Origin of the sequence: Psychrobacillus sp. FSL K6-2836 (genome assembly GCF_038003085.1) — a bacterium.
Lineage (GTDB): Bacteria > Bacillota > Bacilli > Bacillales_A > Planococcaceae > Psychrobacillus.
In genome coordinates this window covers 1177831-1202951 of record NZ_JBBOOM010000001.1, presented here as the reverse complement: position 1 = coordinate 1202951, position 25121 = coordinate 1177831, and the positions used below count along the sequence as shown (strand labels likewise).

Below are 25121 nucleotides of genomic sequence, written 5' to 3'. Positions count from 1 at the left end.
GTTGGTTAGAGGAGTTTATGTGGTAGTTAAAAGAGTTTATGTGTTGGTTAAGTGGATTTAAGTGGTAGCCACCATTTTATGTGTTGGTTATAAGAGTTTATGTGGCAGATAAAAGAGCTTATGTGTTGGTTGAATGGATTTAAGTGGCGACCGCCATTTTATGTGTTGGTTATAGGAGTTTATGTGGTAGATAAAAGAGCTTATGTGTTGGTTGAATGGATTTATGTGGTAGCCACTATTTTATGTGTTGGTTATAGGGGTTTATGTGGTAGATGAAAGAGCTTATGTGTTGGTTGAGTGGATTTAAGTGGAAGCCACCATTTTATGTGTTGGTTGAATGGATTTATGTGGCGAATATGGGTATTTATATGTGAGTCAAAAGTATTATGTCAGAATAATACTTTGATTTCAAACTTTCTTTGACTTTCAAAGCTAATTAATTTACCATTTATATAGTACTATTTTTAAGGAGTCCTCTATGATAAAAGAATGGAATTTTTTACGTGCTGTTACATGTTTATGTATTGTTTTTTTACATAGTACAACGCAGACAGCATCAATCGTTTCGTATCCGGAAATCGAGTATTATCACTTATTTCGAATTCTCCTATGTTACGCAACTCCAACATTCATCGTTCTGTCCGTTATTATATTAGCAAATCGTTATCCAGATAGATTGCCAAGCAACTTTTGGGGAAGCCGAGTTAAGTTTATTTTTTTGCCCTTTATATCGTTCGCAATAATCGATGCTTTAGTTATATATTACACAAATTCAAATACTTATTTTGTGGACAAGTTGCTTAGGAATATAGTGACGGGTTCCTTCGAAGGATGGTTTATCCTTGTTATTTTTCAGTTTTATTTTTTGCATCATCTTGTTACAAAATACAAAGTATCCATGGCTTGGTTGGTTCCCGCAAGTATTTTAATCATGCTTTGGTACTTGGATTGGATGAATAACAATCCAGATATATTCCCGGATTTTAACTATATGCTGAAATTACCGTTTATTGCTTGGTTTGGTTATTTTGCATTTGGTTATGTAGTTGGAAAGCATTATACGGTTATTTCTGAAAAGCTATATAAGCATAGGTGGGCAACCTTATTATACGTAGCTGTTGCTTTCTCCTTTGTTTTTCTTTCCTATGAAGCAGGAAATACACTAGTCCATTCACGTAGATTTGATCTGTTCCCGTTTGTTATATCGGCTACCTGTGCTATGCTCGCTTGGGGTCAAGCTATTCCTAGCTTTAAAGTAATGACATTGCTTAATAACTATGCGTTTGGAATTTACCTAGTACACTGGCCAGTTCAGATGTTTTTAGCACCAATTACGGCAAATTATTTTCAACATACAAGTACAAGAGTTGTGGCACTGTTTTTTATCTCTTTACTACTAACTATGATTATTATCAAACTTATCTCGCTGCTACCTTTTGGAAAGTATATTGTGGGGAAAACGCAGAAAAAAACTTCAAAATCTATCAAATTGGAACCGATTACACAATAAAAAATGCTCTGCACTTAAATTAGTGCAGAGTATTTTTATTAAAAAGATAATGAATTAGTAAGATACCAATTAATTTAAGTGCCATAACTGCCACCAGACGGTATAATGTTCACTAGGTGATAAATATGAAAACAATCTCAATCTTAATACCAGCATATAATGAGGAGCAAGTACTACATACATTGATCAATCGTTTAGATGCAGTAACAAGCGAACTGCCGCATTATCAATTTGAGTATTTATTTGTCAATGATGGAAGTACGGATAATACACTTTTTTTGTTAAAACAATTGGTGGAACATAGAACCGATGTGTCATATGTGAATCTCTCACGGAATTTCGGAAAAGAAGTGGCAATGCTTGCTGGCTTTGACCATACTAAAGGTGAAGCGGTTATCATTATTGATGCAGACCTTCAAGACCCTCCAGAACTCATACCTGAAATGATTGGATATTGGGAACAAGGCTACGATGATGTGTTTGCGAAGCGTCGAAGTAGAGCGGGGGAGTCTTGGTTTAAAAAATGGTCGTCCTCTAGGTATTATAAAATACTGGAAACTCTTTCGAATATTCCAGTACAGCGTGACACGGGTGATTTTCGTTTGTTGGATCGACGTTGTATTGATGCATTGCAGCTGTTGCGTGAAAGTCAGCGATACACAAAAGGTATGTATAGCTGGATTGGCTTTAACAAGAAGGAAATTCTATTTGACCGTGATCCGCGTGCAGCAGGGGAAACTAAGTGGAATTATGGAAAACTATTTAATTTGGCTATCGATGGAATTACATCTTCAACGATTGCGCCACTTCGGTTCTCCTCTCTATTTGGTGTAATAATTTCTGTCGTAGCCTTTTTCTTCATGATTTTCGTCGTTATTCGAGCGTTATTATTCGGCGATCCAGTACCTGGTTATCCATCCCTTATGGCAGTAATTCTATTTTTAGGTGGTATTCAGCTTTTATCATTAGGGATTATTGGAGAATATTTAGGGAAGGTTTTCTATGAGACAAAAGGTCGACCGGTGTATTTTGTAGAAGAATATGTTTCCACTATAAAAAAAGATGATTCGGCTGAATAAGCGTGAATCATCTTTTTAATATTTTTCGGGATAACACAAACGTAAATGGAATCGTAACTACAGAAGCAATGAGAGCCCCGATTCGATCATCCACTCCGAAATATGTAGAAAGTATATATAATACGATTGTCGATATGATTACTTGGATGACATATGTCAAAGGAAATTGAAAGAATTTTCGCCATGTTGGCTTTGTATTATATGTAAAATAGGAATTCAAATAAAATGATCCAATCATACTTATGACAAAAGCTATCCAGTGGGACGGCAAAAAATGCCAGTCTATTACCTGAGAAAATAGTAAATACCAACCATAATAGTGAAGGGTATTTAAAACGCCGACAATTATAAACTTCATTAACTCATTGCGCATCTCAAAACCTCCCATAAAGAGTATTGTACCTCAAAATATATTTTGTAGTAAACTAGGCCAATAAAAAAGGTCTTATACCTATCGAATAATAGTTATAATGTAACTATTATTCGCTAGTATTCGACAGTAAACTTAAGGAAGGACATAAAGAAATGGGGGAAACGATGAAAAAATCATTAAAATTACTTGGAGCATTTCTCATCATGCTCCTGATCTGTAATAGTTATATGAATGTGACGGAGGCTTCTGATTTTCGAGAAGTATATACCGTAAACAGTGCATCGGGAGTACTCCTAAGAGAAGCCCCATCTACTGGATCTGCGTCGCTACAACACATGACCTACGGGACTTATGGTACAGTATTTTCGATTGATGAGAACGGTTGGGCTCATTTACAAGTGGACGGAATAAGTGGTTATGCGCCGGTAAGCTATTTGAAAAAAGCAACAGGAACTATTAAAATAGCAAGCTCAATAGGTGGCGTTATCGTTCGAGAATCTGCAAGTGCAACAAGTAAGAATCTTGCAACACTAAAATATAAAATGATTATCGAAGAATTCTCCGCTGAAAACGGGTGGTCATTCGTCCAATATGGCAATATTACTGGTTATGTTGCCTCAAACTTTATCGGGAAGCCTACTACTTATCCAGCAACAGTTGCATCCAAAAGTGGAGTGGTCGTGAAAAATATTGCGAGTACGAGTGGTGCAAGTGTTGGTGCACTTTCGAATGGAAAGGCTGTCTTAGTACATTCGGAGTTAGCAGGCTGGGCTTATGTGACAGCTGGTGATATGCAAGGATATGTCGTTGCAAGCTTTCTTTCAAAGGGAACACCAGCACCAAACACTAGCAATATAGTAAATCCTAAACAAGTCATCACACATCAAGAAATGACGACTTATTTACAACAGATTGCAGCAAAATATCCAAGTTTCACAGAACTAAAACAAATAGGAGCCTCCGTAGAGAAACGTCCTATCTATGCAATCCGGATCGGAAATGGGAAAAAGGAAGTATTATTTGATGGTTCCGTTCATGCAAGAGAGCACATGACGACAAATGTCTTGCTCGAAATGATAGACACATATAGTGCACACTATGCAGCAGGTAGTACTTACGAGGGATACAATGTTAAATCTGTTTTAGACAAGACTGCTATCTGGTTTGTGCCAATGGTTAATCCTGACGGGGTTACGCTTGTTCAATTGGGAACAAATGCTGTAGCGAACAAGTCTAGTGTTCTGGCTATTAATGGATCAAGTAATTTTAATCGCTGGAAGTCCAATGTACGTGGTGTCGATTTGAATGATAACTTTGATTCGAGATGGTCCAAGATTAACAATTCTCGGCCAGGTCCTTCTTATATGCAATATAGAGGTCCAAGTGCATTCAGTGAGCCAGAAGCACAGGCTTTAGGGAACTTTATGACGAGTCGACCATTTAAAACCAATATCTCCTATCACTCATCTGGTCAAATTATGTACTGGTTTAATTATCAAAAACCGACAGAGCTTAATAGAGATAAAGGCTTAGCCAATCAATTATCTCAAATTACTGGATATAAGGTTATGCCTCCACAATACCTTCCAGGCTCCGGGGCATCTGGAGATTACTTTATCCAAGAAACTGGAATGCCAGGTATTGTCCTTGAAATTTCGCCATATGCAGGTGAAAACCCTGTCCCATTAAGTAGATGGGATCGTATTTGGAAAGAAAATGCTAAGGTTGGCTTATTTGTCGCAAATGAAGCATCAAAAAGATAGTCTTATTACCTACAAACCAACAAGGTTTGTAGGTTTTTTTTATCTTATTGACAGTAATCGACATCTCCTGGTTTACATATTTTACTTAAGGGGTACTTGTTTGAAAAGTATAGCCAATAGGGTGGGGAGAAAATGAGGGGTTTATTGTTTAAAATGTTGATAGGATGTTCGTTTAGTATCGTTTTCTTTTTTCCTAGTATAGCTCTAAGTAGTTCAGGAGAATCAGATAGAGTAATAGTCGAAACAACCGATAAAGAGGGAAATAAAGAGATCGAGAGCATTGCTGTGGATGAAGTGCAGCCAAAATCATTCTTTAGGGTAGCCGCTTCATCGAAAGACGAGGTGAGCGTGCTACAGCCAGATTATATTCGTACAATCGGCATGGTCCAAACAGCGGATTATACCAAATCATGGGGGGCAATGCGGGTCGGAACAGACTGGATGAAATCGCAGTTTGCTACGAACGATGAAGAAGTGATTGTTGCAGTTATCGATACAGGTGTGGATTATACCCATTCCTTCTTGAAGGATAGAATGATCGCTGGTTATGACTTTGTGAATAATGACTCGGATCCAATGGATGAGCATGTTCATGGTACGCATATAGCTGGCATAATAGCCGAATCAACTACGGACAACGTCAAAATCATGCCAATCCGCGCATTAAATGAAAATGGTAATGGCTATGATTCCAATATTGCTAAAGGAATCCATTACGCAGTGGATAAAGGTGCTTCCATTGTGAACATGAGCTTTCAAGGAAAAGAATATTCCGAGCATCTAGCAGAGGCAATTGACTATGCACTTTCTAACAATGTACTTGTGGTCGTAGCCTCTGGAAATAAAAGTGATGATACAGCAAACTATTACCCTGCCTCAGAAAAAAGAGTGCTAGTCGTTTCCGCAACTGACCAATCCGATAAAATAGCTAGCTTTAGTAACACCGGTGGATCTATCGACGTTTCAGCACCAGGTGTCGGAATACTTTCAAGTGTCCCTGGAGAAAAGTATGCAGCCTTACATGGCACATCCATGGCAGCTCCTTACGTAAGTGGCGTAGCAGCTATGATTCTCGTGGATGATCCTACTAGATCCATAGAAGAAATAGAAAGAGTATTAAAAACATATGTAGACGATAAAGGCGCAGTAAACTGGGATCCGATCTTTGGAGAAGGTATCCTCAACGTCTCTAACTATGGACAGAATTCCCTTATTACCAGCGCATATAATTCAACCAATTACAGTAATTTACCCGAGCATACCAATGTTCCTTTAGACAAAACATGGACCATTCTATTCAACCAAGTATTCACCGACGACTCAACAGTTACTGTCAAACTATACACTGAAAACTATGAAATCCCCATTCAACTCACACCAGATTTAAAAAATAAAAAAATTATCGTATCTCCAACGAAAAACTATCAGACAAACACCGAATATCTATTAGAAATTCAAATCCAAAACGGAGAAAGATATTTGATGCGATTTAAAACAAAAAAATGAATAGTATAGGCTAGTAGATACCGAGATTGTATCTAGTGGCCTATTTTTTTGGGGGTTTAGAGGGAGTGTGTGGTGGTTAAAAGTGGTTAAGTGTTGGTTGGAAGAGTTTAAGAGGTACTTGGAAGGTGTTATGTGGTGGATAGAAGAGTTTATGTGTTAGTTAAAAGAATTTATGTGTTTAACTCTCAGTTATATAAATATTGGAGCAGCCGATGGTAGTTGTGAACTTTATGGATAAACATTATTTCTCATTAGTGAAATTTATATAGTTTTAAAGTTACTAGACTTGTGTACAGAATTTTCCGAAACTTTTTAAGTTGCAGTACGTTGTTAATAATATGAGTCTTCTAGTAGACTAAGAGATAAGGAGGAGAGGTATTTGAAGAAATTAATATTGTGTTTAAGTTTTTTATTAGCATTCGGGTTAAGCTTTTCATCTATTGCTCAAGCAGCGGGCTTTCAGGATGTAAAGACAAGTCATCCTTTCTATGAGCATATCAATTATTTACATGGCGAGGGAATTGTGAATGGTGTGGATGCCGATCATTATAAGCCGAGTAATTTTGTGACGAGAAGCCAAGCTGCATTGATGGTAGCTCGAGCTATGGATTTGGATTTAACTGGCAAAAAAACTGTTTTTAAAGATGTAGGTGCTGATCACCATGCATCTGGTGCTATTCAATCTGCAGCAGATGCGGGAATTATTAATGGTTATCCTGATGGGTCTTTTAAACCGAATAATTTTGTAACAAGAGGTCAAATGGCGAGTTTTATAGCACGAGCATTTAAGATGAAGGATGAGGCACTTCCATTTGCGGATGTTCCACTGAATTCATCTGCATATTCGGATATTCGCAAGGCAACTGCATTTGGTGTTGTTAGTGGGTATGCTAATGGCGAGTTTAAACCGAATGATTCCGTCACTCGTGCACATTTTGCTGGATTTTTGGCAAGAGCATTGAATGATGATTTACGTTTGACAGTGGATGCATGTGGATACAATCCAGATTCCAAATCAAACCCAGATCGTCAAACGATGAACTGCTTGCTAACAACAGCAGCTAAAAATGCTGATGTGCCAATTCCAGCAGAAATCGTGAAAGCAGTGGCTTCCGTGGAAAGTAATGGGTGGGTTCATTTCCTATCGAATGGTGAGCCAATTATAAGTAGCGACGGCGGTATTGGATTGATGCAAATCACGAATACAGCAGGATACGACTTGGAACGTATAAAATATGATTTAGCGTATAATATTGAGACTGCAATCGATATACTTGGGAAAAATTATAAGAGAAGTGATTTACCAAAAATCGAGAATACTAGCCCAGAAGACTTAGAGAGCTGGTATTTTGCTATAATGGCTTACAATGGAACAAAAGCTGTGAATAGCCCGGTATTCCAAGCAACTGGTGAAAGAAATACGAACGCATACCAAGAGCGGGTTTACAAAGCAATAGAGAACGTTGGATTATTAGAAACTAATGTTGACCTGCTAAACTTCAACAAAGAGGACTTCACATACGGTGAGGAAACAAATAACTCCATTGTATTTAATAAAAAGTTATTTCCTTTGACGTCAAGCACTCCAACTACCGAAGGATATGGCAAAGGAGATATAGTAAAATATAATGGAACAGGTCTCCGAAAATCAGCTAGCACTCAGTCGCCACTTATTGCGATTAGTAAAGGTGCTGCAGTGACTATCATAGGTTCACCAGTATTTGATGAAAACAAAAGCTCCACCAATCATTTTGTATGGTATCCAGTCCAAACAATAGTAAACGGCAAAAGTGTGAATGGATATATCGCTTCCCCATACATCGTAGAATAACTAAAAATTGTCGAACCGACTTCCTTCTGAGGGAAGTCGTTTTTTTATGTCATAAACTCCGCTCACCACATAATTCTATCTAACTGCCACATAAACTCTGCTAACTACCACATAAACTTCTCTAGCCACCACATAACCCTAGCTAACTACCACATAAACTTCTCTAACCACCACATAACCCTATCTAACCGTCGCATAAACTCTGCTAACCACCACATAATTCTACTTAATTACCACATACTCCGCTAACCGCCACATAACCTACTCCAACCACCACATAATTCTAATTAATTACCGCATAAACTCTGCTAGTCACCACATACTCCGCTAACCGCCACATAACCCTAGCTAACTACCACATAAACTCTGCTAGTCACCGCATATTCTGCTAACCATCACATAATCCTAGCTAACCACCACATAACCCCATTTATCAAGACTTAAAAAAACACTTTTCCCTATTAACTCACTAACAGTTTTCAAAATTTACAAACTTATTACACTATTTACTTTTGTTTTTGTTACAATTATATTGGTTTAATATTCCAAGATGAGAAAGAAGGAAATTAGTTTATGTGGAAAAAGGTTTCAGCTTCGGCGCTTGCTTTGTCGCTTGCAGTTGGTGGGTATGGTAATGTTGACTATGCATCTGCGGCAAAAAGTCCAGATGTCACTCGTGGTGAGTATGTAAAAACAATGATCGATGCAATGGGTGTTGAGTTAGGTACTGGTAAATCCGTGAAGTTTAATGATGTTCCAGATTCATTAAAGCCTTATATTGAGAAAGCGCTTGAGTTAAAACTAATTACTGGTAAGTCAGCTACTGTTTTTGCTCCTGATGAAAAACTTTCTCGTGAGCATGCATTTATCATTGCGACAAGAGCTATTGATACGAATAAAACTTACTCAGAAAATCTATTAAACAAATTTACAGATAAAAATAAAATCCGTACATCAAATCGAAACGAAATTGCGAAAGCGGTAGGATTAGGTTTCTTAAATGGATACCCAGATAAAACCGTAAAACCTGCAAATATTGTAAGTAAACATGAGATGAATAATATTTTAAAACGTTTTTTGAAGGAATATAAAAGTTCAGATTCGACTGTTTCTTTGAGAATCTTAGGTACTTCCGACATTCATACGAATATCGTGAACTATGACTATTACAAAGATACAGAGTCTAACAGCTTAGGTCTTGCAAAAACTGCTACACTCATCAAAAATGCAAGAACGGAAAATAGTAATACTTTACTATTTGACAATGGTGATGCGATACAAGGTACACCACTTGGTTCTTATAAGCAATCAGTGGATAAGCTAGAAGACGGTGAAGAACATCCATCAGTGACAGCAATGGAATTGCTAAAATATGATGGTGCTACATTCGGAAACCATGAATTTAACTATGGTTTAGATTATTTGGCTGAAGTTACGGATGACGCAAATTTCCCGTATGTGAATGCGAATGTTCGTGATGGAGCCACTGGTAAATTAGCTTATGAACCATATGTTTTGATCGAAAAAGAAGTAGTTGATTCCAAAGGAAAGAAATCTACCATTCAAGTTGGTGTAACTGGTATCGTTCCACCGCAAATTCTGAAGTGGGACAAGTCTCATTTAGAAGGGAAAGTGAAGGTAGACGATTCTGTACAAGCTGTGGAGGCTATTGTACCAGAAATGAAGAAAGCTGGAGCAGATGTAATTGTAGTCCTTTCCCACTCTGGTCTTGGCGATATGAAGCATGAGGTTGGCGAAGAGGATGTAACGTATTTACTAACAAAGGTTAAAGATGTAGATGCGATTATTACTGGTCATGCGCACCAAGTATTCCCTGGAGAAGTGGATGAGTCGTTAACAAATGTCGACGTGGAAAACGGTACGATTAACGGTGTTCCGGTTGTTATGCCAGGTAAATTTGGTAGCCACTTAGGTGTAATCGATTTAGATTTGGTGAAAAAAGGGAACGACTGGGAAGTAAAACAATCTAAAGCAGAAGTTCGCACAATTGCGAAAGAAGCTACGGATGTGGACAAAACCATTGTGGATGCAGTAAAGCAAGCGCATGAGGGGACTATTAAATATGTACGTCAAGCAGTTGGAACAACAACAGCCGACATCCATAGTTATTTCTCACAAGTGCAGGATGATCCATCTATCCAAATCGTAACAAATGCTCAAACAGAATATGTAAAAGCAAAACTAAAAGGTACAGCAAATGAAAAACTTCCAGTCCTTTCTGCAGGTGCGCCATTTAAAGCTGGAACAAGAAGTGACCCTGAGTATTACACATATGTACCAAAAGGCGAACTAGCTATTAAAAACGTAGCAGATCTATATTTATACGATAACACTGTGGCAACTGTAAAAGTTACAGGAGCTGACGTGAAAGAATGGTTGGAAATGTCTGCCGGCCAATTTAACCAAATTGACTCGACGAAATCTGGCGAGCAACAGCTTATCAATACAGACTTCCGCTCATATAACTATGACGTAATCGACGGAGTAACATACGAAATAGATGTTACAAAACCAGCGAAATACGATGCTGACGGAAATCTAGTAAATGAAGGTTCATCCCGTATTACAAATCTCCAATACGATGGTAAACCAATCGATTTAAAACAAGAATTCATCGTAGCAACAAATAACTACCGTGCGAATGGAACATTCCCAGGCGTGCGTAATGCGACAGCGATTGAAATCTACCCAGATGAAAATCGTCAAACAATTATCGATTACATTCTTGCAGAGAAAACAATCGATCCATCTGCAGATGGCAACTGGAAATTCGCAGCACTTCCAGCAAATGCAACAATCGTATTCGAATCGTCTAAACAAGCAGAAAAAGTAATCCCTGCTGATGGCCGCATCAAATATGTTGGTGAAGGTACAGACGGATTTGGTAAGTATTCTATTAAATAATATTTGTTAGTTGAAACCACCACAGCCACCTGAGCTGTGGTGGTTTTTTATGTTGTTTATGTGGTGGTTAGTAAGGGGTATGTTGTAGATAGACAACTTTATGTGTTAGATCACGAGAGTTATGTGTTTGTTAGGGATGTATATGTGGTAAATAGAGTGACTTATGTGGCACAGACCATTATCACGCTCTTTTATGCTCTGGAAGAGAGAGGAGTTGTCGAATATGAAACAGATATGTCATAACAGAGATCTTTATTACTAGTTTATTAAATCTTAGTAACATTGTCTGATATCGACATTTTTTGTATTACAATAAATAAAATTACATATAAACAAGTTATCAGGAGGAAATTGTATGATCACGACAGAATTGAATGAAGAATTTAAAAAAGTATTAGAATACGGATATGTGCTAGGAACTGAAAATAAAACGATTAAGGCAAACGAGCTGATTGAGGAGTTATCCGAGCAATTAAGAGGGATGCTAGAGAAAAACAAGGATAAATAACAAATACACCTGTGAGACTGGAGTTCTCGCAGGTGTATTTGTTTGAAAAATATACAGAAGAATTATCCTTTTTATGAGTATAACTAGTGAAAAGCTAGTAAGACCCTACGAAGAGCAAGTAAGCTCCCATCTAAAACAAGTAAACATCGCACGAGCGCAAGTAAACGTTCCAATGCCTGCTTAGAAGTATTTCCAATTCCCTGTTTATGCCAATTCCTCCACAGTAAGCCCTCTAGACTTTAGCAATTCAGCGTAAAAAGGATCTTTTCCTAAACAATATATGCGGTCACAAAAGGAAGTAATTTCGTTCATATCATGAGACGTATAGATGATCATTTTTCCTTCACGTTTTGCTAAATTCACTAAGTAATTTCCAATCTCTTCTTTGGATCTCATATCTATTCCTACGGTCGGTTCGTCTAGTAGTATTAATATTGGGTCATGAATAAGACTGATTGCGAGATTTAGTTTTCTTTTCATTCCACCGGATAAAGACTCTACTGGTTCATCCCATTTATTTAGTTGCATATCGAGACAAAGCTGCTTGCATTCTTCTAGTGATCTTCTTTTCCAGGATAGCTTTTCGAAAAACAAAAAGTTTTCAGCTACAGTGAATTCCTCCCATAAGGAAATTTCCTGTGGGACATATCCAATTAGCTTGCGAATACTTTTAATATCCTTTGAATAGGACTTATTTTCCAATAATACACTGCCATCAGATTGTGGTAGCACTGTTGCTAAAATTTCCAATAGCGTTGATTTGCCCGCTCCATTTTCTCCAACTAAGCCGACAACCTCACCTGGGTTCACTAGAAGATTTACATCGTTTAATATTTTGTGTTTATGATAGCTTTTTTGTAGGGAATTTACTTGTAGCACGCTGAATACCTCCTTTAACTATTGAAATAACCATAATAGCTATTAAAAATCCATAAGCGAACCCACCATGTAACAATGAATAAACAGGACTGAAAGACTCCACCCATGACCATCTACTAATAATAGAATCAATCGGGATAAATGCACCCCCACATATCGTTAGGATTAGGGAGATCGCAATGGTACTAATATAATAGTAGAAACTATTAGTGAAATTTTTGGCGATTAAAGCAGCTAATATATTTATCGTTAGCCTAAAGCCAAGTAGTGAAAAGAACAGCTGAGCACTTGGAGATGCTAAATCTAATAAGTAGAGAACATAAATAGTAACTACGTCCATAACAAATAATAAAATCGTGTAGAACAATAAATTCCAACTAATATAGCTATTTAATGATATTTTAGTAAATATCCAACGTACTTTTATCAATTTGCTATTTGCTTTTACGACCCAATCAAATAGAAATAATGTAGCGATGATTTGGAAGAAGGCCCAAATACCCCAAACAGATAGAAGAGAGGTGCTTTCACTTGCCGTTTCTGTTGGTGTCCATTGGAACGAAAAGCTTGTTGTAATTAGCTGTTTCTCTTCCTGCTTTTTTTTACTCGTTTTGAAAATTTCTTCTCGATCCCATTCCTCACTGGAGCCATACTTATCGTATAAATCTTTAATTTCTGTTGCCGCTTTAGTACGAGTTGCTTCTTCTTGAACATAGGAGCTAATCGTTTCTACAACAGCAAAGTAAGCAAAGGATCTATTGGATGAATATGCCTCTAGTAGCTGAGACCGACGATTATCTAGAATATCTTCCTCGTATCCATCCTTAATGACAAATACACTATCGAGCTCATGTTTTTCTAATAGATCTGTAGCTTCTGGAAGATCTAGTATGTTTACCTGTAAATAATCTGTATCCATTATTCTTTGAACTAGATTATCCGAAAGAGTAGAGTTTTCCTCTATTACTAAACCAATTGGAACCTTGGATTCATCCCCTAATTTAGTTAACATCCCGAACGTTAATATAGTTAAAAGGAGTGGAAGTAAGAGCCAGGCTAGTAAAACCTTCCATTCTTTACGCATTCGTATCGCTTGTATACCTAAAATAGCTTTCATCATTTCCACCTATCCTTCCTCCGTGTTGAGATCCATAGAAGGAGTAGACCTATTAAGACCTGAATTCCTAACGACGTAAAGCTTGCATAGTTTCGTCCAACTAACACAATTTCTACAATCCATTGGAAGCTCTCAAACGAGAAGAAAAATGGCAGTGCGTTTTTGATGAATAAAGGAAAATAAATCGTAGGAATTAATGCACCACTTGAAACTATCCCAAATAAAAAAAAGAAAAATTGAAAGAGCAACACTATTTTTTTAGATGAAATCCATAAATCTATGAGTGCTAAGCCTATTATTAGAAGTAATCCATACAAAAGGATGAACAAGAAAAGCCGGAAATAATCTAACATAAATAACTCTACTACGAAGTATTTGCTAATTGGGATAAAAGAAATAGTAGCAAATACAATACTTACTAGTAGAGAAACAAATATTTGTGAAACAGTCGTATGCCAGTGGGTCACTCCAAGTAATTTCCAGCGATTTCGCATAGCAGCATGCGTATCTTTCCTCAACAAGGAATAGCTTCCAAATAACCAAATAGTAAATGCACTAAACCAACCAGCTACAACATAATAATTAGTCGGGGAGGTAGTTGTAATATTCGTAACTTCTTCTTCATCTAGGATTTGTCCGCTTCCTAATGTATATAAAGTAAATTCGATAAATGTATTAAATAGAAGCTTTTCTAAATCCTCCTCAGGAATATATGTATTACCAGCATAGTCATAAACCGTGAGAATATTAGCCTGAGCAGAGGAGATGTAACGCGTCATACTTTCTGCTAATTCCTTTACGATGAAGCTATCAACTGTTTGGGAGGGATTACCTACAATAGTTAAGGAGACAGACTTTCCTTTATATAACTTTTTAGTTAATTCCTTAGGGAACAGTATGTAACTACTTATTTCATTGTTCTCTATTTTAAGATTAGCAGCTTTCTTTGTCATAGAAGTAATTTTAATGCCTTCTTCTTTTTCGATGGAGAGTGTCATAAATTCCAGTAGCATTTTCGTTTCTTCTGTTTGATCTTCATCTACAAAAGCAACGGTAATAGGTGCTTTAGCTGATGGAACAAATAGAGCAGCGACAATTCCGAGTGTAGTAGCTAACAGAAAAATGGGGAAAAGAAAAAGCAGAAGAAGCGATTTCCACTTCTTCTGAATACTTTTTCCATATTGAGTCGTAAAGAAAGCAATCTTTTTCAGTTGGATCAAGATGCATTCACTCATTTCTTTAGTGGTTTAGTACATTTCTTGTTCAAATTGCTGCATGATGTTCATTCCCCAGCTTTCCATTTCAGGGTAAATGTCTTCGGTTAGTAATTGCTGTAGTGCATTAGAATCCATCGTTCCGATATTTACTATTTTTTCGGAGTCAGCTGGTAGATTTACTTTTTTAATGATTTTGCTTTCTTGATTAACTTTTATAATAGCATTTGAACTTTCATCTATTGCAACAACAAATTCATGGTCTGCTTGCATAGAGTCTTTTTTGTAGTTAGATTTTCCAGTCCACAAAAACTCCATCGGTTGGTATTCATCTTCAAATGTAAATTTACGTTCGAATGTTCTATCATCACCTGATAACTTTTCTTCTCCGTTATAGGCTAGACCCACATTGTTATTATCCAGTATGGAAATTACATCTGTATAAGTTCCATCTTTAGTAGTTGAAAGGTCACCTGTAAATTTCAATGAATTATTATCTATACCTATTGAATAATCCCAGTTTTGTGTAGCTTCCTCTAGTGATTGAGTCCCGGCAATTTCAAATGTACCTGCCTCAGGAGTTTCTACATTAAATGCGCGTTTAACGATTAAATCGGCATCATGCCAGATAGTAGATTTTATACCATCGGGTAGGTCAATTTTGTCTACTGAGCTTATTAAGTCATCCATTACTTCATCAAATTCAAATGTTGTGTCTGGAGTACTAACGGCAGTAAACTGATCAAACGAACTTTCCAAGTAATCCTCAACCATTTCTTTAAACTTTGGATCCTTCTGAGCTTTTTGAAGTACATCAGTTAAAATCTTCTTCACTTCGGCTTCTGTAAGTGTCATGGAGACTTTTTCTGCTTTAATAGATTTCCCATTAACATCAATTTTTTCATCCGAAACGTTAAATGCCTCTTCTGGCAATGATTCATATAGATACATCATGTATTCTTCTTTTAAATATTCGACATTTTCTTCGGATAAAATATTATTTTTACCGAGGAAATTCTCTAAACCAAGATTTTCGCTACCTGAATAGCTTGGATCTATTGCACGCATTAAGTTTCCGTAGTCTTTATCCTTCAACTGAAGTAATTGATCATAAAATGGAAGCCCTAAAATGATTTCTTCTGTTGTGATATAGCCTTTTATAGGGTCAACATCTACCCCAAGAATAGTAGCGTTGATCTCAGCTTCTACCTCTTGCTTATTTGGATCACTTGCTATTCGTATTGCAACATTAGAGTTATTCACAGCCTGCTCTATTTCGGGATTAGTGTCGTCTTGATATTCACCTGAGAAGTCATATGTGCTATCGATAACTTTAGTTGTTCCATATTTTGCCCATTCCGTTTCATTTTCATAGCGTGTTTCGACAAGCTCTTGAATATGTTGAATCGTCTTAACTTCCGAATAAAAATATTGTTCCTTCGGTGTTTTGTTCACTAGAAAAAAAGCCGATGCTCCTCCAGCTACAACAAAAAAAGAAATAATTGCAATAATCCATGTTTTTTTCTTCATAAAATCTTCCTTTCAATTCCATACTTGTTATTGACTTGCTCTTTTTCTTTATTTTACATCATATATACCTATAAATAATTATAGCAGATAAATAAATTGAAAGGACTTTTATTCTATAAAAAAAGCTAAAAAAATGGTAATTTCTATTTTTTTCGCCAAAATATTCTGCAAATTGATAGGTTTTATTTAAAAATATAATTATTAAAATAGGTTGATTTTTCTGTCTATTTATTTTACATTTATTATTGAATACATGTCATATACATGTATAAATAATTGGTTGTAATGGAGGAGGTTTGTATAGTCTAAGTACTCATCAATCTACTATTAAAGGAGGAAGAAAATGAAGATTGTATTAAATTTTGTTTTTCTATTAAGTTTGGTTTTAATAGTGACCCTCTCATTTCCTAGTCTGCATTCAGTTTCAGCGGAAGATTTGGTTATACAAAATCCCAGCTTTGAGGATTCTACAGGCGGTGTGGGAATACCAGGTTGGACACAGAATTTTGGGACTTCCAGCATTACGACCGTAGAAAGTGAATTTTATACGGGTACGAAAAGTTTAGAAATTAAAGATACAAGTAAAAATGAAAACCTTGGTTTAATAAGTGATACAGTTCCCGTTACACCTGGTAGAGAGTATACCGCTTCTGCAAAAATCAAAACGGGTTCGACGGGTTCTGGAGAAATATACATTCGTTTTTTTGACCAGAAGGGTGCATATATCACTGGGTATAATAAGTCTTTAAGTGGAGCAACTTCGTGGTCAGATATAAGTATCACAGCTATTGCGCCAGAAACAGCAGCATCGGCTGCTATTTTGTTTTATTCTGGTAAAGCAAATATAGGAACCTTCTATTTTGATGATGCTAGTTTAATGGAGGTAAAGCCTATAAACCCAATTGAAGAAGTTGCTGAGGATTTAGGAATACAAGTTACGAAAACAACCGTCATGTTGGGGGATATTGGGAAAGACTCTCAGGGAAATGATGTTTTGTACACAGTTGTGGCGGGCATCCCTTCTAAATTTGCTATTGTGGATGTTGCTACTGAAAAGTTAATAAAAAGCTATACGTTAGAGGATACGTCTGGTGCGTGGGGTGTAAAGGTTGCTTCAGATGGTTCTGTTTATTTGGGTGCGTACAATAAAGGCTATCTTTATCGTTATTTACCTCAAACCGATGAACTAATCAATCTTGGTCATCCAGTTAAAGATACAGATGCTGTGCTATATCCATTTGCTACAGCAAGTGATGGAAAAATTTATGGAGGTACTTATGGGTCAGGAAGTATTTATGAATATGATCCTGCAACTGAAGAGTTTACGGATTTCGGTAGAATGGCTGAAGGACAGTCTTGGGTTAGAAGTGTTGCTCTAGATGAAGGAAATCAAAAAGTATATGCGGGAGTTGGTAGTCAAGCACATTTAATAGAATACGATATTGCTTCTGGTGAAAAGAGAAATGTGCTACCTGCACAATATGCGGATATTATTTCTGTTTATGACATGAATTTTATAGACGGAAAATTATTTGCACAAAAAGAATCTAAATACGAAATGTTTATTTATGATACGGAAACCGGAAATTTGGTAGAGGCTACGAACGGTGATACAGGTGAGAAGACATATGATATTCCTGAATCATCAAGAGGAGTCTCAGAAAAATCTCCTGTTGCCAATAAAGTTTATTACACACATATGGGAATATTACATGAGTACAACTTGGATACGAATACCTTCCAATCGTTGAATGTAGATCTAAAGGGAAGCGCTATTAGTTATAAATTCATCCAATTAAATGAGGAAGAATTTCCAGGATATACACTGGTAGGTCTTTCTGGTAATGGTGGTCAGCTTTACAAATATAACTTAGTAAATGGAAACCTTAAGTTGACAAACTTAGATTTACCTTCTGAGTCTGTATTAATTCATGAATTAGCGAAGGGACCAGACGGAAAAATATATAGTACGGGTTATCTACCTGGTAATATGAGTGCATTTATCCCTACTTCACAGGAAACTGTTCGGTTTGATGGGATTGGGCAAAGTGAGGGAATGGCTAACTTAAACAATAAAATGTATTTAGGAATTTATCCTAATGCCAAAATGTATGAATATGATCCATTTAAAGCATGGGATCGAACGGATTCAAATAATTTAAATCCTGATCTTTTATTCAGCCTGGAAAAAAATGATAGCATACCAGGTTATACACAGCAAGATAGACCATTCGCAATGCTTGGAGTGGATGATTATAACAAGTTGTTCATTGGAACAGTACCGAAAAACGGGAATTTAGGTGGCGCATTTACAATATATGAACCAGGAACAGAAAATGAACCTGAAATTCATTGGAATTTAATGGAAGACCAAAGTATTGTTTCATTAGCCTATGCTAACGGAAAGGTATACGGCGGAACTACCGTAGCTGGAGGACAGGGTTCTACACCTACAACAACGGAAGCTAAAATATTTGTATGGGATGTTGAGAAACAAGAGAAATCCTTTGAAATGGTCCCTGTACCAGGGAAAAGAGCATTAACAGCACTAGTACTTGGTCCAGACGAAAATATTTGGGGGATGTCAGATGGTACTTTATTTGCATTTGACCCTGCAACAAATACCGTAATTTTTAGCAAGGAAATAGACCCTAAAGCGTCAAGTAACTGGAGAAATGCTTCTCTTGAAATTGGAACAGATGGGAACATTTACGGAATAATCGGTAATAAGTTTTTCAAGTTTGATATAGTCAGTCAACAGCATGAATTCCTTGCAAGTGGTGTAGAACATTTAGCCCAAGATGATTTTGGAGCATTCTATTTATCAAAAGGTATCAACTTATATAAATACGAGGACAGTAGTTTGCTTCAAACTATTAAGAGTGCTGAGCTGTCAGTTGATGAAGAACGTCTTACTGTTGGAGACACTACGCAGCTTCATGTTAAAGCTATATTAGAGAATAATAGAAGCACTTATGAACTAGCAGGAAGTACTATTGAATATACAGTTAGTAATTCAAAGATGGTTTCCATAAACAATGGAGTTTTGACAGCACAAAAAAGTGGAAGAGCTAATATCACAGTGAACGTAACATTGAATGGAGTAACTGTTAAAAGTAATACGGTGTCCGTCTGGATCAATAACAAAGGTGGAAACAATAAGTGAAATTTTTATAAAATTTCTTTTTTAAAAAGATAAGGAAGTATATAAAAATGTAGCGTGAATACTGGGTTCTCGACATATAAAGAGAGAATGATACCGCATATTTTCGTTTCAGGTGGACGCGTTCCGCGGGGGGAGCAATGAACCATCACCGCCCCTTCGGGTACGTTGTGATGTTTCATCTGTCTCCCTCATCCCGCCGGAGTCGCCACCTTTCACTTCAATCAATGTAATGAGTATCACTCCAATAGGTGATTGGGCAAAACATATCACTTAGATGATAAGGTTTTCCTTATTATTAGCTTTAATTTAATCTTGACGTTTTATCCTATAATCTTCGTTTATTTAGCTAATCCTGATTCCAATTATCTGTTTTTGTAAAGGAAATCAACGGCATACAAAGACATTTAAGGTTTTTGTTGTTAATGGACCGAGCATGTCTTTTATCCGTTTTTTAATATGTATTAAATTGATTTAGTTTCAGGCGACGTCTCCGACGGAAAGCGTTTGCCTGGAACAAAAATCAAAATTTTTAGTAGAACCTAAAAAAAGCCTTTTACATAATTTTTATTATTTAAAATTTCAAATAATTCATTGATTATTATAGAAAACTATAATATGATTTAAGAAAAGAGTTTAGATACATGTAAAATACATGTATCTAAAATACTTCATAGAGGTGCTGAGAACATGAAAGTAGCGAAAATTGGAATTCTTTTTGATGAAAAAGAAGCGGAGTTAAATTGGTCGGAAGGACAGAATATTTTTGGAAGTTTTTTATTTGAAATTCTTGATCATATTAGACTTCCATATGAAAAAGTAAAGGTAATGGATGAGTACGATTCATTTGATGTACTTATCGTCAGTCATTCAAACAATAGTGAAGAGGCTAGCGCCAAAATATTAGCATATGCAACCGCGGGTGGGACAGTGATTTCCTACGGGGGATTGAACGCCATTCAAGGTAAGTTAGGTTTTTCTAATATGTTTGCACCTCAAAAAGGGTATGCGGTTTTATCTGGCTTCTTAAACCAAGAAACACCTTTACGTTTTCTAAATGCAGAGCCTTGGACACAGGATACCGATATAGAAGTAACAGAATTTGGTTCTGTAGCTGATGAGGCAAAAACATGGCAAGGAGCATCGGCATTACAACAGATTAAATACGGATCTGGAACTATTGAACGCTGGTCTATTGCAATCCCTGAAACGATAGTTGGACTGCAGCAGGGAACGAAGCCTGTATTGGAAGATGGCACACCAGCTCCGGACGGTTCGGCAAATTTAGATGAGGAAATTTTAAAGGCAGAGGATGGCTTTGAACTGGATTGGGTTTTGGACAGAGCATTTACAGAAACAGGAATGCCTTACTTCCCACATCCATATGCTGACCTTTGGAAAGAAGTAATAGTCGAACATCTTTTGAAGATAGTGCTAGACAAAGGCTTAACTCTTCCGTTCTTAGATTATTGGCCTGCTGATGTACAGCATGTTGCGATGATTTCCCATGATAGTGATTTAAATGTAGATGAATCAGCTCAAATCACATTAGAAACCTTGAAGGCAGAAAATGTTCAGTCTACTTGGTGCATGATTGCTCCAGGTTACAGTCCCTCCATATATGATCAAATTAAAAAAGATGGTCATGAAATTGCCCTCCATTATAATGCACTAGAACAGGATGAGGGGATTTGGTCCGCGGAAGCTTTTCAAACGCAATTAGCGTGGGTAGAAAAAGCGACGAATACAACTCATACTGTCTCCAATAAAAACCACTACACTCGTTTTGAGGGCTGGGGAGAGTTATACGCCTGGTGTGAAAACAATGGAATACAAGTGGATCAATCGAGAGGCCCAAGTAAAAAAGGGAATATTGGTTTCTTATTTGGCACATGTCACCCTTATTTTCCGATCGCTTGGGCAGATGAAAAAAATAGATTATATGACGTTTTAGAAATCGGCTTTTTAACGCAGGATTTAAATCACAATACATTATCAGATGTTAGTGTCATTCAGCCGTTCCTAGATGGAGTGAAGCGTGTAAATGGAGTAGCGCACTTTCTGTTCCATCAATACCATATTTACAACCAGCCAAAAGTAAGAGAGGCCATTGTTCATCTAATAACGACTGCTAAAGATCAGGGATTTGCTTTCTGGACTAGTAAGCAAATCAATGATTGGGAACGCGCACGTCGTAGAGTAACAATTGATGGTATTAGTCCTTCTGGAGCTATAAAGCTAACTACCCTGGATGAAGAAAATGATTTTGTGATACTTATTCCTGTAGATGAAAACCATGCAGATGATGTAGTAGTGAAGCGATTTGGCATTAGCTGTAAGCAAGTTAAAGTGAACAAATCCTAATATGGGGGACTAATAATGGGAGAAAATATACTAGCTTTAAATGGCGGTACGAAGGTGAAAGTGACCGACTTTGGTACAGGACAACGTTTTGGGTTGGAGGAGGCAAAGGAATTACTAGAAGCACTTGAGCAAAATACATTATTCTATCATTTTGGCAATAAAGTAAAGCAGTTTTTACAGGATTTTAACGATCTTTATAAAGTTAATTACAGTGTTGCTACTTCTTCCGGGACTGCTGCACTACATGTCGCACTTGGAGCAGCTGGAGTTACAGCTGGGGATGAAGTTATTACAAGTCCTATTACAGACCAAGGGACAGTAGTGGGAATTCTTTACCAAAATGCTATCCCAGTCTTTGCTGATTTGGATCCACATAGCTATACGTTAACTGCTAAATCAATCGAAGAAAAAATAACCGCTAAGACGAAGGCAATAATTGTTGTTCATCTAGCAGGTAACCCTTGTGATATGGATCCAATAATGGAACTTGCAGGAAAATATAATCTTAAGGTTGTAGAGGACTGTGCTCAAAGTTATTTAACGACTTACAAAGGAAGACTAACCGGTACAATTGGGGATTACGGCTGTTTTAGCACAAATGATTTTAAGCATATTTCTACTGGTGACGGAGGAATGGTGACAGTAAACTCAGGGGAAGAATCAGATTATTTTACTACTCATGCATTTGCAGATAAAAATTATCGTAGACATGAAGACACTGTGATGAAGGATTTAGAATACTTAGCGCCGAATTATCGTATGACTGAGCTACAAGGTGCGGTTGGCATTGCACAGTTAAAAAAGCTTAACTGGATCTGTACAAGACGCAACGAGTTAGGGGAAAGATTAAAGCAAGGACTCGGTACTATTAAAGGGATCAATCCGATGAAAATTACCGATGAAGGCTGGTGTAGCTATTGGTTTTATATGCTCACCTTAAATCTGGAACAGTTAACGTGCTCAAGAGAGGAGTTTTCGGAAGCTTTAGCAGCAGAAGGAATTCCTAACCAGCCTGGTTATATTCCGAAGGTGTTATATGCACAGCCTTTATTTCAAAACAAACAGGCATATTTGAATAGCCATTATCCATTTGATCTTGGATCTTATGATTATTCTATTGGAAGCTGTCCAAACGCTGAGAATATTTTAGAAACGGCCATTCGACTAAATATAAATGAATTCTATACTGACCAAGATATAGAAGATATGATCGTCGCAATCAATAAAGTTTCTTCCTATTATAATAGAGTTAATTCATAATAAAGTAATTAGTAGTAAAATCCGAACAAAGTTGATTTCCGCTCCAGGCGGACGCTTTCCGCGGGCATGGCTTCAATCTCCTCGTCACTGCGTTCCTGCGGGGCTTTCAGCTCATGCTATTCCCGCTGGAGTCGCCGCCTTGCGCTCCAATCAACGAAGTCCACTTTAAATAAATGGATAATTGAATATAATATCACATAAATATTCTTGTTTTAAACCGAAATAAGTAATTATGGGATTGACTCATTAAGTAAATATTTCTGGAAGGAGGGTCACAGTGAACAATCTGTTTACAGACTACGGTATTCCCGTTTCAGCGGAGGAAGAAAGAACAGCTGCAATATGTATGAATGCAGAAGGTGAGTATCGGTTCGTTATTGCGGCCAAAGGGTTCGTTATTATTGTTAATCTTGAAAATGATCATATAAAACAAGTATTTTTTCCTGAAAACAACGATGAATATCCTTATTCCTCGTATAGCAGCAATGGATTATTTTATACCGGTGCTGCAAATATGTTGATGGTATTGGACCCTTTTTTAGAGAAATTTATTTATTATAAGGTGATTGAAAACGGGGAAGAAATTGTAGGCTTTAGCTTTGCGGAGGATATATTAGGCAATATCTATTTCACGTCGTATCCTCATTGTCATTTACTTTGTTATTCGCCTCACTCAAAAGAAATCATGGACTATGGCAGTATGGATCTAACTGAAAAGTACCCTGGAAGTGTGGCAGTCGATCACACAGGGTGGGCATATATAGGAATAGGAACGGAAAAGAAGAATATAGTTGCATTCCATCTAGAAAAAGGTTTGAGGAAAGACCTTATCGAAGAGCAACAAAGGGAAAAGGGAACAGGATATATCTATTTAGGTATAGATGGATTTGTATACGGACATATGGGAGCTTCTAGTTCTTCGCAATGGATGAAATTCTCTAATGGAGAATTCGAAACTATCGATACAGAAAAACTATCGCCCTCTTTTTATACTGGTACAGCATTTCAAAGGATTCATCGGTATCAAGAGGGAAGCTATCATATAGAGAGATACAGCCTGTCTGAAGGATTTATTGAACTTGTTCATAGAGAAACAGCTAAGACAAAAAAAATACATTTTAACTATACTTCGGATGGAGCAAAATTATCTACAATTTATCTCGGACCAGATGATCATCTATACGGAACATCTATGCATCCGCTACAGTTTTTTCAATTTAATATTTCTACGAATAAGACAACTAATTTTGGTGGAGAGATTATTGAAAAAGGTGGCGGGGGAAATATTGCAGCCTATGCTTCCAATGGAAATATACTTATAGGAGCAGCATACGCGGGTGGAAAGCTATATGTATTTGATATGGCGAAGAAATTTAAAAAGAACGAAAATCCAAAATTGGTGTTGCAGGAAGAAAGTATTCATCGACCTCGTTGCGCCGTTGCTTTAAAGAATCATAAACATATAGTTTGGGGAGGATTTCCCGGATACGGAATGGTCGGCGGATCTCTAGGAATCTACTGTATTGAATCCGAGAAAAACGATCTACTGACACATGAAAAAGTAGTGGAAAACCAAAGTACGATTAGCCTTGGTGAGTTGAGCTCTGGTAATATCGTTGGTGGAACGAGTATTGAAACACCTGGTGGAGCAGGATCACGAGAAAAAGAAGCTCATTTATATGTATTAGATTGGGAGACTCGTAGGGTGAAAAATAGTTTTGTTCCGATAGAAGGTGCCCGTGAAATTGCTCAAATCTTTATCGACGAATATGACCGTGTACATTGTCTTACGGAACAAAGCATTTACTTTGTATGCAATCCCACTACAGAACAGATACTTTTCCGGAAGGATTTATCCAACTGGGGCCAAATTGTTCGAAATGGTTTTGCTTATGATTTGCCAACTAATACGCTTTATTGTCTCCTTAGTCATACATTGCTCAGTATGGAGATACAGGTGGAACAGTGTGTAGAACCGAAAGTAGTTCATACGCTACCGATGAGTGCTAGTAGTGGTATTGTACATAAAAATAGTCGAATCTACTATGGTAGCGGTAGTCATTTATGCAGTATTCAAATCGGAGAAGATTAGGGGGGAG

The 25121-nt window shown here is 37.0% G+C and carries 16 protein-coding genes; 11 read left to right on the top strand and 5 right to left on the bottom strand.

Annotated features, from left to right (window positions below; translation table 11 throughout):
• Positions 1–478: 478 nt before the first annotated feature.
• Both MKY37_RS05675 and MKY37_RS05670 read left to right on the top strand, forming a co-directional pair.
• A complete protein-coding gene (locus MKY37_RS05675; protein ID WP_340774723.1) occupies positions 479–1510 on the top strand; it encodes an acyltransferase family protein in 1032 nt (343 codons plus the stop codon).
• A gap of 125 nt (positions 1511–1635) precedes the next feature.
• Entirely contained in the window at positions 1636–2589 is a 954-nt protein-coding gene (locus MKY37_RS05670; protein ID WP_340774722.1) for a glycosyltransferase family 2 protein, read from the top strand.
• A gap of 7 nt (positions 2590–2596) precedes the next feature.
• Here the strand turns inward: MKY37_RS05670 and MKY37_RS05665 are convergent, their stop codons facing one another.
• Entirely contained in the window at positions 2597–2962 is a 366-nt protein-coding gene (locus tag MKY37_RS05665) for a GtrA family protein (RefSeq protein WP_340774719.1), read from the bottom strand.
• A 164-nt stretch (positions 2963–3126) separates the two neighbouring features.
• On the opposite strand from MKY37_RS05665, the gene MKY37_RS05660 reads away from it, so the two are divergent.
• From MKY37_RS05660 to MKY37_RS05640, 5 genes are all read left to right on the top strand, one after another.
• Positions 3127–4725, top strand: coding sequence for a M14 family zinc carboxypeptidase (locus tag MKY37_RS05660; RefSeq protein WP_340774715.1), 1599 nt, complete (start codon positions 3127–3129; stop codon positions 4723–4725).
• Between the two features lie 132 nt (positions 4726–4857).
• On the top strand, positions 4858–6231 hold the full coding sequence (locus tag MKY37_RS05655; RefSeq protein WP_340774712.1) for a S8 family serine peptidase: 1374 nt from the start codon (positions 4858–4860) through the stop codon (positions 6229–6231).
• A 379-nt stretch (positions 6232–6610) separates the two neighbouring features.
• Positions 6611–8062, top strand: coding sequence for an S-layer homology domain-containing protein (locus MKY37_RS05650; RefSeq protein WP_340774710.1), 1452 nt, complete (start codon positions 6611–6613; stop codon positions 8060–8062).
• A 573-nt stretch (positions 8063–8635) separates the two neighbouring features.
• Positions 8636–10987: a bifunctional 2',3'-cyclic-nucleotide 2'-phosphodiesterase/3'-nucleotidase gene (locus tag MKY37_RS05645; RefSeq protein WP_340774707.1), complete on the top strand. Its 2352-nt coding sequence runs from the start codon at positions 8636–8638 to the stop codon at positions 10985–10987.
• A 355-nt stretch (positions 10988–11342) separates the two neighbouring features.
• A complete protein-coding gene (locus MKY37_RS05640; RefSeq protein WP_340774705.1) occupies positions 11343–11495 on the top strand; it encodes a hypothetical protein in 153 nt (50 codons plus the stop codon).
• 204 nt (positions 11496–11699) lie between these two features.
• On the opposite strand, the gene MKY37_RS05635 is transcribed toward MKY37_RS05640, so the two are convergent.
• From MKY37_RS05635 to MKY37_RS05620, 4 genes are read right to left on the bottom strand one after another with little or no spacing between them, the layout of a single operon-like run.
• Complete coding sequence (locus MKY37_RS05635) at positions 11700–12374, bottom strand: ABC transporter ATP-binding protein (protein ID WP_340774702.1); 675 nt, start codon at positions 12372–12374, stop codon at positions 11700–11702.
• Entirely contained in the window at positions 12337–13494 is a 1158-nt protein-coding gene (locus MKY37_RS05630; RefSeq protein WP_340779850.1) for an ABC transporter permease, read from the bottom strand. Before MKY37_RS05630 ends, MKY37_RS05635 begins: the two co-directional genes overlap by 38 nt.
• Positions 13491–14726, bottom strand: coding sequence for an ABC transporter permease (locus tag MKY37_RS05625; RefSeq protein WP_340774699.1), 1236 nt, complete (start codon positions 14724–14726; stop codon positions 13491–13493). Before MKY37_RS05625 ends, MKY37_RS05630 begins: the two co-directional genes overlap by 4 nt.
• A 12-nt stretch (positions 14727–14738) precedes the next feature.
• A complete protein-coding gene (locus tag MKY37_RS05620; protein WP_340774697.1) occupies positions 14739–16235 on the bottom strand; it encodes a DUF6583 family protein in 1497 nt (498 codons plus the stop codon).
• Between the two features lie 343 nt (positions 16236–16578).
• Between MKY37_RS05620 and MKY37_RS05615 the strand changes: the two genes are divergently transcribed.
• The 4 genes from MKY37_RS05615 to MKY37_RS05600 all read left to right on the top strand — a co-directional run bounded on the left by MKY37_RS05615 (position 16579) and on the right by MKY37_RS05600 (position 25114).
• A complete protein-coding gene (locus MKY37_RS05615) occupies positions 16579–19401 on the top strand; it encodes a carbohydrate binding domain-containing protein (protein ID WP_340774696.1) in 2823 nt (940 codons plus the stop codon).
• Between the two features lie 687 nt (positions 19402–20088).
• Positions 20089–21762, top strand: a complete 1674-nt coding sequence (locus MKY37_RS05610) for a hypothetical protein (protein WP_340774694.1) — start codon at positions 20089–20091, stop codon at positions 21760–21762.
• 15 nt (positions 21763–21777) lie between these two features.
• Entirely contained in the window at positions 21778–23022 is a 1245-nt protein-coding gene (locus MKY37_RS05605) for a DegT/DnrJ/EryC1/StrS family aminotransferase (protein ID WP_340774692.1), read from the top strand.
• Positions 23023–23299: 277 nt separating this feature from the next.
• On the top strand, positions 23300–25114 hold the full coding sequence (locus MKY37_RS05600) for a hypothetical protein (protein ID WP_340774690.1): 1815 nt from the start codon (positions 23300–23302) through the stop codon (positions 25112–25114).
• Positions 25115–25121 lie beyond the last annotated feature (7 nt).

Coding starts and splice junctions, on each gene's coding strand:
- MKY37_RS05675 (WP_340774723.1), top strand. CDS start 479: ATGATAAAAGAATGGAATTTTTTACGTGCTGTTACATGTTTATGTATT.
- MKY37_RS05670 (WP_340774722.1), top strand. CDS start 1,636: ATGAAAACAATCTCAATCTTAATACCAGCATATAATGAGGAGCAAGTA.
- MKY37_RS05665 (WP_340774719.1), bottom strand. CDS start 2,962: ATGCGCAATGAGTTAATGAAGTTTATAATTGTCGGCGTTTTAAATACC.
- MKY37_RS05660 (WP_340774715.1), top strand. CDS start 3,127: ATGAAAAAATCATTAAAATTACTTGGAGCATTTCTCATCATGCTCCTG.
- MKY37_RS05655 (WP_340774712.1), top strand. CDS start 4,858: ATGAGGGGTTTATTGTTTAAAATGTTGATAGGATGTTCGTTTAGTATC.
- MKY37_RS05645 (WP_340774707.1), top strand. CDS start 8,636: ATGTGGAAAAAGGTTTCAGCTTCGGCGCTTGCTTTGTCGCTTGCAGTT.
- MKY37_RS05640 (WP_340774705.1), top strand. CDS start 11,343: ATGATCACGACAGAATTGAATGAAGAATTTAAAAAAGTATTAGAATAC.
- MKY37_RS05630 (WP_340779850.1), bottom strand. CDS start 13,494: ATGATGAAAGCTATTTTAGGTATACAAGCGATACGAATGCGTAAAGAA.
- MKY37_RS05625 (WP_340774699.1), bottom strand. CDS start 14,726: ATGAGTGAATGCATCTTGATCCAACTGAAAAAGATTGCTTTCTTTACG.
- MKY37_RS05620 (WP_340774697.1), bottom strand. CDS start 16,235: ATGAAGAAAAAAACATGGATTATTGCAATTATTTCTTTTTTTGTTGTA.
- MKY37_RS05615 (WP_340774696.1), top strand. CDS start 16,579: ATGAAGATTGTATTAAATTTTGTTTTTCTATTAAGTTTGGTTTTAATA.
- MKY37_RS05610 (WP_340774694.1), top strand. CDS start 20,089: ATGAAAGTAGCGAAAATTGGAATTCTTTTTGATGAAAAAGAAGCGGAG.
- MKY37_RS05605 (WP_340774692.1), top strand. CDS start 21,778: ATGGGAGAAAATATACTAGCTTTAAATGGCGGTACGAAGGTGAAAGTG.